Source organism: Variovorax sp. efr-133-TYG-130 (genome assembly GCF_030208835.1).
GTDB lineage: Bacteria > Pseudomonadota > Gammaproteobacteria > Burkholderiales > Burkholderiaceae_C > Variovorax.
The window spans coordinates 24,808-35,826 of sequence record NZ_JARVTD010000020.1; the positions used below are offsets into that span (position 1 = coordinate 24,808).

Here is an 11,019-nt window from a genome sequence, read left to right on the forward strand (position 1 = left end):
GCGGACCCTGCCCGGCGCGTGGGTAGGGAATAGACCTACGCACGATGCGTCACATCCGGGCGCACAGTGAGGCTTCGTTCATCCATCCAGCAGGGAGATTGCATGCAGATTCAGGTCAACACGAGCAACGGCATCACCAACAAGGACGCGCTGGAGCGCTGGGCCGACACCGAGATCAAGCAGCACCTGAGCCGTTTCGTCGACGACGTGACACGCGTCGAAGTACACCTGAGCGACGAGAACCACGACAAGACCGGCGGCGCCGACAAGTGCTGCGTGATGGAGGCGCGCTTGGCGCACCTCCAGCCGCTGGCGGTGAAGCAGCACGCCGCCACCCTCGACGAAGCCTTCCGCGGCGCCGCCGACAAGCTCAAGCGGCTGCTCGACAGCACGCTGGGCCGCCTTCACAACCACCGGGACCGCGGCTCGATCCGCACCGATCCCAGCTTTATTGCGGAGTAGGCGGCGCGGCGGCGGCTTTGCGCCGGCGCGCGCGAGGCCGCGCGGCCGTTGCCGTGCCGCCCGACTCGGCCGGAATCGACGGCGGCCGGTGGCCGCTGGCCATCCACTCGTCATAAAAAACGATCTTGCTTTCGACCAGCGTGAGCGCCCTCTTCCATTCGGCGATGGTGCCGGTCACGCGTTCGCGGTGCGCTGCCAGCATGTCGCGCCGCTGGCGCAGCGTGGACTTGCCCTGCACCGCCAGCGCCGTGTACTCGCGCATCTCGGCAATCGACATGCCGGTGCGGCGCAGCCTTTCCATCAGGTCGAGCCAGCCGACGTGCGGCTCGCCGTAGAGGCGCCGTCCGCCCTCGTCGCGCGCCACGCCGGGCACCAGCCCCTGTGTCTCGTACCAGCGGATGGCGTGCACCGTGCGGCCGGTGCGGGCCGCCAGCTCGCCGATATGGAAGGGCGTGCCCCTGCTCTCAGCCGGCATGGGCGGGGGCGGGAGGCGGCTGCAGCGCCTCCTGCACGAGCGCTGTGTCGAAGTATTCGGTCAGCTCTTTCACCTTGCCTCCTTCAAGTCGGTAGACGTAGCAATAGCGGTTGTTGTAGCGCTTGCCGGCCTTGGTGGGCACGTCGCCGCTGAACAGCACCACCACGCGGTCGCCCTCGGCGATGACGCGCTCCGTCCTGCTGCGGTAGGGCGCCGCGAACTGCGCGAAGAGCGGGTCCAGCAATTCCTCGCGGATCGCCTTCTTGCCCTGGTAGGTGCGCGACCACGCAGTGCTGCCTTCGAGCTTCCAGCTCGCGTCGTCGGCGAGGCTGTCGACGAAGGCCTGGCCGTTGCCCTTGTCCAGCTCGTCGTGGATGTGCTGGACGAGGGCCTTGTTGTCGATCGTGTTCATGGCTTGATTTCCTTGCGTTGAATGAATGAACCGAGCGCCCAGAAGGCGCCCGGAGAATTCATTGGAAATGCTCGAGTGCACTCGAGGTCAAGCGCGCCATGAACAGAACAGGCGGCAGACGGTGCCGTCAGCCCCGCTTCGCGTTGGCCATGCCCTTGGCCACTTCGTTGGAGCCCTGCGCCGCGCCGCTCTGCGGCACGATCTCGCCCTCGCGCTCGGTCACCTCCGACAGGCGCGCGGCCAGCTGCTCCGGCGTGTCGGCCTCGATGCCCAGCCAGGCGCCTTGCGTCAGCGTGATGTGCGCTGCCTCGAAGGTGCCGGCGCCGGCACAGAGGATGGTGCGGTTCGGCGCGTCCTGCGCGGCCAGCACCAGCATGGCGGGCACCACGGCCTCGGGGCGGAAGGCCTCGAGCATTTCCTTGGGGAACAGGTCCTCGGTCATGCGGGTGGCGGCGGTGGGAGCCAGGCAGTTCACGCGGATGTCGTTCTTCGCGCCTTCGATGCTCAGCGTCTGCATCAGGCCCACCAGCGCCAGCTTGGCGGCGCCGTAGTTGCTCTGGCCGAAATTGCCGTACAGGCCGGACGACGAGGTGGTCATCACGATGCGGCCGTACTTCTGCTCGTTCATGAGCGCCCAGACGGCCTTGGTGCAGTTCACGGCGCCCATCAGGTGCACGTCGACCACCAGCTTGAAGTCGGCCAGCTCCATCTTGGCGAAGCTCTTGTCGCGCAGGATGCCGGCGTTGTTGACGAGGATGTCGACGCGGCCCCATGCGTCGACCGCTTCCTTGACCATGGCCTGCACCGCCTCGAAGTCGGTCACCGAAGCGCCGTTGGCAATGGCTTCGCCGCCGGCCGCCTTGATCTCATCGACCACCGCCTGCGCGGCGCTCACCGAACCGCCGGAACCGTCGCGCGCGCCGCCCAGGTCGTTCACCACCACCTTGGCGCCGCGCGCAGCCAGCGCCAGCGCATGCTGGCGGCCGAGCCCGCCGCCCGCGCCGGTCACGATGGCCACGCGGCCCTTGAAGTCGATGCTGCTGTTGCTGCTGCTCATGTCTCTTTGTCGCTTTCCTAGGGAGTTGCTTGCCGTTGTTCGTCGTTGCCGCCCGGAAGGCGGCAGCGTGGCGTTTTACCCCAGAAATGCGCCGGTGCGCAGTCTTGCGCGCGTCAGCCGGCCGGCCCCGGTTCGACCGTGCTCAACCGTGGGCGGAGCGCACCTGCTCGCAGTACGCGACCAGCTGGTCGAGCTCGGCGGACTTGTCGAAGAAGGCGTCGGCGCCCAGCTGCTCCGAGCGCTGGCGCATGTCGGTGGTGGCGTAGTTGCTGAGCACCACCACCTTCTGGTGCGGCGCGCGGTTGCGGCAGGCCTGGATCACGCCGAGGCCGTTGCCGCGCTTGAGGAACAGGTCGACGATGGTCAGGTCCCAGTCTTCGCTGTGCAGGCGCAGCCAGGTCACGGCCTCGTCTTCTGTGCTGGCGGAGGCCACGACCTCGGCATCGGCCACGTCCTGCAGGAAACCGACGAGGTTCTCGCGGATCACGGGGCTGTCTTCGACGAGGTAGGCCCTGAAGCTCATGGCGACAGCGCCGGCTCGGCGGCTGGCCGGCAAGTACTGGATGACGAAGATGGTCGGTGCATGCCCACATCGTCGCAACCCGGGCGACGCCCACGGTGAGCCATGCGGGCCAATGCCTGTAGGCCATCGGCCAGCACGCCTGTCGGCATGCGAGGCGCGGGGCCGCTCAGGCGCCCCGCCGCATCGGGGCCAAAAGCCTAGGCCGCCAGCGCCACCACGCGGCCGCGCGTCATGCCCAGCCGCGAGGGCGACACGTACTGCTCGCGGTAGATCTCGAAGGGCATGGTGTCGGCCGCCTCGATGCGCTTCTGCTCCTGGATCGACTCGGCAGTCATCCGCTCGAACGCGGCCTGCTGCTCGGCCGAGAACGGCATGGCCAGCAGCGCGGCACGGGTCTGCTCCGACTGGGCGCGCACGAAGCCGACGAAGGAATTGCCGTGCTGCTGCTCGATCGCCGCCAGCACGCGGGCCGAAGGCAGGCTGTCGGGGTCCTTCAGCGCGGCCAGCGCGGCACGCACGGCATCGACATGCTGCGTGCCGCTGCCGCCGTGCGCCGCGTCGAGCGCAGCGGCAATCGGCAGGCACTGTTCGGCCAGCTCCACGCCCCAGTCGGCCAGCGTCACTTCGCTGCCGCCGCGCGCAAGACGCAGGCCCGGCTCGCGCCCGCGCGCGGCGGTGAGGTGCTGGTTGCGCGCGAGGTCGGCGATTTCCTGCGGCGTGTCGTCGGGGCTGTCGCTCAGCAGGCAGTGCAGCAGGAACACGTCGATGAAGCGCATGGTCTGCGCATTGATGCCGACGGTCTCGAAGGGGTCGAGGTCCATCAGGCGCACTTCGACATACTCCACGCCTCGCTCGCGCAGCGCATGCAGCGGGCGCTCGCCGGGGTTGATGACGCGCTTGGGGCGGATGGTGCCGTAGAACTCGTTCTCGATCTGCAGCAGGCTGGTGGCGAGCTGGTTGTAGTCGCCGCCCAGGTTGCGGATGCCGATGGCCTCGTAGGCCGGCCACGGGCGCGTGAGCGCATCCTGCAGCGAGGCGCCATAGCCCTCGAGGCTGTTGTAGCTCACGGCCAGCGAAGCCTGCGCGTCGCTCTGGTAGCCCAGCCGGCCCATGCGCAGCGAGGTGCCGTGCGGCATGAACATGCTGCCGTCGCCCAGCGGCTGCAGCTCGTGCGGGCGGCCCGCCACGAAGCTCGAACACAGCGCCGGCGAAGCGCCGAACAGGTACAGCAGCAAAAAGGCGTGGCGGCGGAAGTTGCGGATCAGCGCGAAGTACTGTTCGCTGGACACCTCGGGCAGCGACCAGTTGTAGTGGATGCCCGAAATGGTCTGCATGCGCCGGCCGTAGCGGTGGCTCAGGCCCATTCGGTAGACGCTCTTGGCGCGGCCCACGTTCGACGAGCCATAGCGGCCGATCGGAATGGTCTCGTCGGTCGGCAGGCCGCAGGGCATGCTCGACACCCACAGGCGCTCGTCGCCCAGCGTATCGAGCACGCGGTAGGTGAACTGGTGCACCCGCGTGAGCTCTTCCAGTGCCGCTTCGACGCCGCCGTGCACGCCCGTGATGAGTTCGAGCTGCGATTCGCTGAAGTCGGTCGTGATGTGCGGATGCGTGAGCGCGGAGCCCAGCGCCAGCGGATGCGGCGTGAGCGCGAGCTTGCCGTCCGGCAGCGCCCGCAGGCTTTCCTTCTCGATTCCGCGTCGCATGCCTTTCAGTCGTGTCGCTGAAAGAGCACCCAACCTCTCCTGCAATCTGTTGCTCATATTGTTATGACCCATCAATCTTCTGAGGGGCTGGAAGGTAGCACGGGCGCGCGCGCGTTGCTTGTGCAGGGAATCCCGCATTCGGCTAGCCTGCCGGGCGCTATTTTTTTGATAGCTTCACGCATAGCTGCCACGCGGGTTGAACGGCTCGACCGTTGCTCGATGCGGGCCGGAATCAGGCCTTGGCGCGGCCCGCCGAGGGGTCGATCTCCTCGGACTGGTAGACATGCATCTCCGGCATGCCGTCGGCCATGGCCGCCAGCGCCTTGGCGAAGGCGCGCGAGGCGTCCACCCGGAAGTGCGCCTGCAGCGCGGCCATGTCGCTCCAGCGCTCCACGAAAGTCAGGCGCAGCGGCTGCAGCGCGTCGGTCGTCACTTCATGCGAGATGCAGCCCGGCTCGGCGCGCGAGCGCTGCACGTGCTCGGTGCTGATGGCCAGCATCGCCTGCAGGGTGTCGGGCTTTGCCAGCGCGTGTCCGATGACCAGGATCATGGGGTCGTCTCCTTCAGCCGAGCACCCGCAGCAGAAAGCGGTTCAGGTCGGCAATTTCTTCCATGCACACCGAATGCGCCATGGCGTATTCGTGCCACTCGACGGGGTAGCCCAGGGCGGTGAGCGCGTCGCGCGAGCGCACGGCGGCGGCCAGCGGCACCACCGGGTCCTGCCGGCCGTGCGCCAGGAACACCGGCGTTTCGTGGTTGGCGGCGTGGCGCTCGGCCGCGGTGGTGGCCGCGATCGGCAGGTAGCCCGAGAGGCCGACGATGCCCGCCAGCCGCTCGGTGTGGCGCAGGCCCGTCATGAGGGCCATGGCGCAGCCTTGCGAGAAGCCCGCCACCACGATGCGGCCGGCGGCGATGCCACGGGCCTTCTCGCTGGCAATGAGCGCCTCGATGGTGGCCTGCGAGCGGCGCAGGCCGGCCTCGTCTTCGCGCGCCGCGAGATCGGCCACGGCAATGTCGTACCAGGCCGGCATCTGGTAGCCGCCGTTGATGGTCACGGGAATGACGGGTGCGTTGGGGAACACGAAGCGTACGGAGCCCACGGCCGCCAGATCGAGTTCATTGGCGATCGGCACGAAGTCGTTGCCGTCGGCGCCGAGGCCGTGCATCACGATCACCGTGGCGGTGGGGTTGGGGGCGGTTTCTATCTCGATGGGGGGACGGGACATGGTCGGGCAAAGGTATTCAGGAACGCGAATGACAGGACCTTAGCGCATTCGGGGCCTGCCAGAGGCATGGAAACGGCCGGTTGGCTGACTTGCACACGGTTGCGCCGTGCCCAACATGGCCTGAAAAGACACCAAGGAAACCCGCGTGAGCCATTCCCCTCCCCTGGTAGAGACCAAGCTGGCCGGCGTCGTGCTGGTCTGTGGCGACTGCGAAGAACGCAAGGACGGCCCCACGAAGCTGAGGGCCAAGCAGGTCCGCAAGGAACTGAAGCACGGCCTGTCGCACCTGCCGGTGCGGCTGCGCGTGGTGCAGTGCAGCTGCCTCGGCCTGTGCCCGAAGAAGGCCGTCGCGCTTGCCGCCGTGGCGCAGGGCCATGCCCCGCTGGCGGCCGAGGCGTGCACCGAGCAGGACGTGGACGCCTTCGCCAAGGCGCTGGCCCGGTCCGTCAAGTGAACGGGCGAGGCGCTATTCGGCCTTGATGCCGACCGCCTTCACGATCTGCGCATAGCGCTCGTACTCGCTCGACACCTGCGCCTGGAACTGGCGCTGCGGATGGCCGGTGGCCTCGATGCCCTGTGCCGCGAGTTCGGCGCGGGCGGCCGGTGTCTGCACGATGCGCCCGGCCTCGGCCGCGATGGCGTCGACCACGGGCTGCGGCGTGCGGGCCGGCGCGAACAGCCCGAACCAGGTGCCCGAGCGGTAGCCCGCGTAAGTCTCGCCCACCGTGGGCACCTCGGGCAGCAGCGCATGGCGCTTCTCGCCGCTGGTGCCCAGCGCCACCAGCCGGCCGCTGCGGATCTGCGGCAACGCCGGGCCCACGGCGATGAACATCACGTCGACCTGCCCCGCGATCACGTCCTGCATGCCCAGCGGGCCGCCGCGGTACGGAATGTGGGTGACGTAGATGCCCGTCTTCTGCTTGAGCAGTTCCATGCTGAGCTGCTGGGGACTGCCGTTGCCGGCCGAGGCGTAGTTGATGCGGCCCGGATGGGCCTTGGCCGCGCGCACGAAGTCGGCCACCGTGCGAAAGCCCGTCTTCGGGTTGGCCACCAGCACGAAGTCGATCTGCCCGAGCGACACCACCGGCACGAGGTCGCGCCGCGCGTCGTAGGGCAGGCCGGCCTGGATGTTGGGGAGGATGGTGATCGGCCCGTCGGCCCCCACCAGCAGCGAATAGCCGTCTGGCTGGGCCTTGGCCAGTCCGTCGGCCGCCAGGATGCCCGCCGCGCCGGCGCGGTTGTCGATCACCACCGGCTGCTTCCATTGCTCCGACAGCCGCTGCCCCAGAAAGCGCGCCAGCACGTCGGGCGAGCTGCCGGGGGTGTTGGCGACCGTGATGTGCACGGGCTTCGACGGATAGGCAGGCTGCTGCGCCTGCGCGGCCAGGGGAAGCGACAGGCCGGCCCACAACGCGCCCAGGGCGAACATCGGAGTCAGCAGGAAACGGGCGCGCATGGTGAACTTTCGTTGGCGGAAGACAAAGCGCGCGATTCTGGAGCGCTCCCGCCCGCAGGCAAACGACCCATTTGTCAGATGCTTAGCTGCGTTCGGGCATATGCCCCGGCTTGCCGGCGCCCCCGATGGGGACGCGGGCACCCCGGATGCAACACAATGGCGTTTCGCATGAAGACCACCACCCCGCAACCGAAGCCCCCTCTTGCCGCCAGCGCCGCCGCGGCGCCGTTCGACAGCGAACGGCTGCTGCGCGACAGCGGCCTGCGCGTGACGCGCGCCGCGCAGACCGTGCTCGAACTGCTCGAACGCAGCTCCCAGCCGCTGACCCACGAGGAAGTGGCCGCCGCCTACACGGCCACCGCCGGCGAGGCGCCCGACCGCGTCACGGTCTACCGCGTGCTCGACCGGCTGGTCGAGGCCGGCCTGTGCGACCGCCGCGTGGGCGCCGACCGGGTCAACCGCTTCTCGCGCCATGTCGAGGCCGCCTCGGGCAACACCTTCGAATGCGACCAGTGCCACAAGGTGCTGGCCCTGCCGTCCGACCCGGAACTGCCGAAGGTGATGGGCCGGCTGGGCAAGGCGCTGCGCAAGCAGGGCATCGACACCCGCAACACCGCGCTCACGCTGCACGGCACCTGCGGAGAGTGCGCAAGGTAGCTCCAGCCGTTCACGCGTTCCAGGACGGGAAGGGATCGGGAAAGTTCTGCCACCACGAGGCGCCGAAGCGCATCTCGTTTTCCGTCAGCAGGCAGGCGTCGAGCCGCGCGCGCAGCGCGTCTTCATCCATGCCGATGCCGATCAGCACCAGCTCCTGCCGCGCGTCGCCCGTGGCGGGGTCCCAGTTCCTGCGGATCAGCTCCAGCGCCTCCGGGTCGGTCGGCCAGTGCTCGCGCGGCACCGCCGCCCACCAGAAGCCCGCTGCACCGTAGCGGCAGGCGCCGCCGGCCTGCGACCACGAGCCCGCGCGGGTGGCGCGGCTCGCGAGCCAGAAGAAGCCCTTGGAGCGCACCACGCCCTCCCACTCGCTCTGCACCAGCTTCCAGAATCGCATCGGGTGGAACGGCAGGCGCGAACGGTAGACGAAGCTGCGGATGCCGTATTCCTCGGTCTCGGGCACGTGTTCGCCGCGCAGCTCGGCGAGCCAGCCGGGCGCCTGCTCGGCCTCGTCGAAGTCGAACAGGCCGGTGTCCAGCACCCGGTCGAGCGCCACGCGGCCGAACTCCGACACTTCGATGCGGGCGCGCGGATTCAGGCTGCGCAGGATCGCCATCAGCCGCTCCCGTTCCTCGACGGTGACGAGGTCGATCTTGTTGACCACCAGCACGTCGCAGAACTCGATCTGCTCGATCAGCAGGTCGACCACGGTGCGCGTGTCCTCGTCGCCGAGCGACTGTCCGCGACTGCCGAGGCTGTCGGCCGAGCTGTAGTCGCGCAGGAAGTTGAAGGCATCGACCACCGTCACCATGGTGTCGAGCCGCGCCACGTCGGCCAGGCTCTTGCCGTCTTCACCGGCGAAGGTGAAGGTCTCCGCCACGGGCAGCGGCTCGGAGATGCCGGTGGACTCGATCACCAACTGGTCGAAGCGCCCCTCCTTCGCGAGCCGGCCCACCTCCACCAGCAGGTCTTCGCGCAGGGTGCAGCAGATGCAGCCGTTGCTCATCTCGACCAGCTTCTCGTCGGTGCGCGACAGCTGCGCGCCGCCGTCGCGCACCAGCGCGGCGTCGATGTTGACATCGCTCATGTCGTTGACGATGACCGCCACGCGGCGGCCTTCGCGGTTGTGGAGGATGTGGTTCAGCAGCGTGGTCTTGCCGGCACCGAGAAAGCCGGAGAGCACGGTGACGGGGAGGCGATCGGCCATGGGGGCAGCTTCCATATATGCAACAGAATTGCATTATATGGATCAACGCAACTTGGTTGCGTTTGCCGCTCAGTATTGGAGTTGGGGATACCAGTCCTTGCCCCGCCCTTCGGGCGTCATGTCCAGCAGGTTCCAGATCGGCATGGCGTCGGGCGCGCCGCGCGGGTCCTGCCCCGGGTCGGCAGTGCCGGGGCTCATCTCGGCCGCCCAGAAATGGCGGATGGTCTCGCCGTCGCGCCGGAACACGTTGAACGCCGGGTTGTCGCCGCCGTCGGGCTTCTCTCCGGCGTAGTCGCGGTTGAAATCGTTGCCGCCCGACGAGTACAGCGGCAGGTGGCGCCAGCCGCGTTCCCGTGCAAAGGCCGCCATGCGGTCGATGGGCGAGGTGGCGATCACCGCGAACGCCACGCGCTGCAGGATGTCGGGCATTTCGCCGTCGTAGGCGCTGAGCAGCGAGGTGCACATGGGGCATGGCCGCTCCCGCTTCGGGCCGAACATCCAGTTGTAGGTGATGAGGGTGCCGTGCTTTCCGAAAAGCTCGGAGAATTTCACCGGGCCGTCGATGCCCTGGAACAGGTAGTCCTGCGGCACGACGCCGCCCGGCGGCAGCGCGCGGCGCATCTCCGCCACGCGCTCGATGCGGCGGCGCAGATCGATTTCTTCGGCGAGCAGTTCGGTGCGCGCCTTGCGGTACTCGGCGCTTTCGCCGGGGAAGCGGACGGGGTTGGACCTTGCGAGCTGGCTGGCCGAAGCAAGGCCCAAGGACTCTGCACTGGAAGACATGGCGGATCACCTCCTGAAGCCCGAAAGATGGGCATTGACGTAGATCGCGGCGCCATATTGGCCCCGAACATTGCGCCGCGCCAGTACGCGCTTTTCCCCTGCCGGACCTGGAGTTGTCCTACGCCGCCCTACATTTCGAACGCCTCGACCTGCCGCCCGTCGATGTCGGTGACGCCGTAGGCGCGCGCCAGGTCGGCCACGCGCAGCACTTCGCCGGTCTTGTCCATCACCGCGGGGTCGGCAGCCAGCGCGGCCACCGCCCGGCCTAGATAGCGCGGCGATTCGGTGCGCGCGAGTTCTGGCTTCTCCTGCCAGCGCGCCTCGTCGGTCTTGTGCCCGGCCAGCACGAATTCCGTGCGCATCCAGCCCGGCGACACCGCGAGGGACGCCACGCCGTGCGGCTTCAGTTCATGCGCCATGCCGAAGGCCAGCCGCGTCATCGACGCCTTGGCCAGGTCGTAGAACAGGCTGCCGCGCAGGTAGCGGCCCCGGTCCCAGAAGGTGGTGGTGACGATCAGCCCCTTCTTCTGCCGAACCAGCATTGGCGCGGCGCAGCGGCTGGCCACCAGATGGTTGCGCACGCCGCGGTCGAACATCGTGTCCCAGTTCGATAGCGGATGTTCCCAGAACGGCGCCTCGAACACGCCGTTGAAACTCTCGTGGCCGCCCCGGGCGTTGTTGACGAGCAGGTCGAGGCGGCCATGCTCGCGGTCCACGCGATCGAACAGCGCGGCCACTTCGTCTTCACGGGTGTGGTCGCATTGCACGGCAATGCCCCGGCCACCCTGGCGCGTGACCTCCTCGGCCGTGTCGTCGATGCTGCCGGGCAGCGCCTTCAGGTCCGACAGGGCCAGCAATTGGCCGTAGCTGGAGGCAGGCTGGTCTCACGTGCTGCGTCCGGTGACGTACACGGTGGCGCCGGCCGCGCCCAGTTCGACCGCGATGCCGCGCCCTGCGCCCCGGCTCGCGCCCGTGACCACAGCCACGCAGTCCTTCAGCGGACGGTCGGTGCTTTCTTCTTTCTGCATCTTTTTCGGCTCCTTGCTTGAGAGCGCATG

Annotated in this window: 15 protein-coding genes; 3 read left to right on the forward strand and 12 right to left on the reverse strand. The window is 68.5% G+C overall.

Translation table 11 applies throughout. The features are described 5' to 3' along the window. The first annotated feature begins 102 nt into the window (after positions 1-102). Positions 103-462, forward strand: a complete 360-nt coding sequence (locus QRN67_RS18500; protein ID WP_285413037.1) for an HPF/RaiA family ribosome-associated protein — start codon at positions 103-105, stop codon at positions 460-462. Here the strand turns inward: QRN67_RS18500 and QRN67_RS18505 are convergent. The 7 genes from QRN67_RS18505 to QRN67_RS18535 form a co-directional block, all read right to left on the reverse strand. Continuing rightward, positions 449-937: a MerR family transcriptional regulator gene (locus tag QRN67_RS18505; RefSeq protein WP_285413039.1), complete on the reverse strand. Its 489-nt coding sequence runs from the start codon at positions 935-937 to the stop codon at positions 449-451. The genes QRN67_RS18500 and QRN67_RS18505 overlap by 14 nt on opposite strands. Further along, positions 927-1,349: a nuclear transport factor 2 family protein gene (locus QRN67_RS18510; RefSeq protein ID WP_081271526.1), complete on the reverse strand. Its 423-nt coding sequence runs from the start codon at positions 1,347-1,349 to the stop codon at positions 927-929. Before QRN67_RS18510 ends, QRN67_RS18505 begins: the two co-directional genes overlap by 11 nt. A gap of 127 nt (positions 1,350-1,476) precedes the next feature. Beyond that, entirely contained in the window at positions 1,477-2,406 is a 930-nt protein-coding gene (locus tag QRN67_RS18515) for an SDR family NAD(P)-dependent oxidoreductase (protein ID WP_285413040.1), read from the reverse strand. A 142-nt stretch (positions 2,407-2,548) separates the two neighbouring features. Further along, complete coding sequence (locus QRN67_RS18520; protein WP_081271524.1) at positions 2,549-2,929, reverse strand: response regulator; 381 nt, start codon at positions 2,927-2,929, stop codon at positions 2,549-2,551. A gap of 197 nt (positions 2,930-3,126) precedes the next feature. Continuing rightward, positions 3,127-4,692: a glutamate--cysteine ligase gene (gene gshA, locus QRN67_RS18525; RefSeq protein WP_285413042.1), complete on the reverse strand. Its 1,566-nt coding sequence runs from the start codon at positions 4,690-4,692 to the stop codon at positions 3,127-3,129. Between the two features lie 175 nt (positions 4,693-4,867). Continuing rightward, the gene (locus tag QRN67_RS18530; protein WP_285413043.1) at positions 4,868-5,185 is read right to left on the reverse strand and encodes a putative quinol monooxygenase; all 318 of its coding nucleotides are present in this window, start codon (positions 5,183-5,185) and stop codon (positions 4,868-4,870) included. Positions 5,186-5,198: 13 nt separating this feature from the next. Further along, positions 5,199-5,861, reverse strand: coding sequence for an alpha/beta hydrolase (locus QRN67_RS18535; RefSeq protein WP_285413044.1), 663 nt, complete (start codon positions 5,859-5,861; stop codon positions 5,199-5,201). A 145-nt stretch (positions 5,862-6,006) separates the two neighbouring features. Here QRN67_RS18535 and QRN67_RS18540 point away from each other — a divergent pair, with 145 nt between their 5' ends. Continuing rightward, positions 6,007-6,315, forward strand: coding sequence for a hypothetical protein (locus tag QRN67_RS18540; RefSeq protein ID WP_159053632.1), 309 nt, complete (start codon positions 6,007-6,009; stop codon positions 6,313-6,315). A gap of 12 nt (positions 6,316-6,327) precedes the next feature. On the opposite strand, the gene QRN67_RS18545 is transcribed toward QRN67_RS18540, so the two are convergent. Continuing rightward, entirely contained in the window at positions 6,328-7,317 is a 990-nt protein-coding gene (locus QRN67_RS18545) for a Bug family tripartite tricarboxylate transporter substrate binding protein (RefSeq protein ID WP_285413045.1), read from the reverse strand. 168 nt (positions 7,318-7,485) lie between these two features. Here QRN67_RS18545 and QRN67_RS18550 point away from each other — a divergent pair, with 168 nt between their 5' ends. Next, complete coding sequence (locus QRN67_RS18550; protein WP_106935079.1) at positions 7,486-7,974, forward strand: Fur family transcriptional regulator; 489 nt, start codon at positions 7,486-7,488, stop codon at positions 7,972-7,974. Between the two features lie 10 nt (positions 7,975-7,984). On the opposite strand, the gene zigA is transcribed toward QRN67_RS18550, so the two are convergent. The 4 genes from zigA to QRN67_RS18570 all read right to left on the reverse strand — a co-directional run bounded on the left by zigA (position 7,985) and on the right by QRN67_RS18570 (position 10,989). Beyond that, positions 7,985-9,178: a zinc metallochaperone GTPase ZigA gene (gene zigA / locus QRN67_RS18555; RefSeq protein WP_285413046.1), complete on the reverse strand. Its 1,194-nt coding sequence runs from the start codon at positions 9,176-9,178 to the stop codon at positions 7,985-7,987. Positions 9,179-9,247: 69 nt separating this feature from the next. Continuing rightward, entirely contained in the window at positions 9,248-9,961 is a 714-nt protein-coding gene (locus tag QRN67_RS18560) for a DUF899 family protein (RefSeq protein WP_285413047.1), read from the reverse strand. A gap of 128 nt (positions 9,962-10,089) precedes the next feature. Continuing rightward, positions 10,090-10,818: an SDR family oxidoreductase gene (locus QRN67_RS18565; RefSeq protein ID WP_285413048.1), complete on the reverse strand. Its 729-nt coding sequence runs from the start codon at positions 10,816-10,818 to the stop codon at positions 10,090-10,092. A gap of 27 nt (positions 10,819-10,845) precedes the next feature. Next, positions 10,846-10,989 (reverse strand): hypothetical protein, encoded by a 144-nt coding sequence (locus QRN67_RS18570; RefSeq protein ID WP_285413049.1) that lies wholly within the window; start codon positions 10,987-10,989, stop codon positions 10,846-10,848. Between the last annotated feature and the right edge of the window lie 30 nt (positions 10,990-11,019).

Excerpts from the sequence above, each read along its gene's own strand:
- QRN67_RS18500 (WP_285413037.1), top strand. The coding sequence starts at position 103 with ATGCAGATTCAGGTCAACACGAGCAACGGCATCACCAACAAGGACGCG.
- QRN67_RS18505 (WP_285413039.1), bottom strand. The coding sequence starts at position 937 with ATGCCGGCTGAGAGCAGGGGCACGCCCTTCCATATCGGCGAGCTGGCG.
- QRN67_RS18510 (WP_081271526.1), bottom strand. The coding sequence starts at position 1,349 with ATGAACACGATCGACAACAAGGCCCTCGTCCAGCACATCCACGACGAG.
- QRN67_RS18515 (WP_285413040.1), bottom strand. The coding sequence starts at position 2,406 with ATGAGCAGCAGCAACAGCAGCATCGACTTCAAGGGCCGCGTGGCCATC.
- QRN67_RS18520 (WP_081271524.1), bottom strand. The coding sequence starts at position 2,929 with ATGAGCTTCAGGGCCTACCTCGTCGAAGACAGCCCCGTGATCCGCGAG.
- gshA (WP_285413042.1), bottom strand. The coding sequence starts at position 4,692 with ATGAGCAACAGATTGCAGGAGAGGTTGGGTGCTCTTTCAGCGACACGA.
- QRN67_RS18530 (WP_285413043.1), bottom strand. The coding sequence starts at position 5,185 with ATGATCCTGGTCATCGGACACGCGCTGGCAAAGCCCGACACCCTGCAG.
- QRN67_RS18535 (WP_285413044.1), bottom strand. The coding sequence starts at position 5,861 with ATGTCCCGTCCCCCCATCGAGATAGAAACCGCCCCCAACCCCACCGCC.
- QRN67_RS18545 (WP_285413045.1), bottom strand. The coding sequence starts at position 7,317 with ATGCGCGCCCGTTTCCTGCTGACTCCGATGTTCGCCCTGGGCGCGTTG.
- QRN67_RS18550 (WP_106935079.1), top strand. The coding sequence starts at position 7,486 with ATGAAGACCACCACCCCGCAACCGAAGCCCCCTCTTGCCGCCAGCGCC.
- zigA (WP_285413046.1), bottom strand. The coding sequence starts at position 9,178 with ATGGCCGATCGCCTCCCCGTCACCGTGCTCTCCGGCTTTCTCGGTGCC.
- QRN67_RS18560 (WP_285413047.1), bottom strand. The coding sequence starts at position 9,961 with ATGTCTTCCAGTGCAGAGTCCTTGGGCCTTGCTTCGGCCAGCCAGCTC.
- QRN67_RS18570 (WP_285413049.1), bottom strand. The coding sequence starts at position 10,989 with ATGCAGAAAGAAGAAAGCACCGACCGTCCGCTGAAGGACTGCGTGGCT.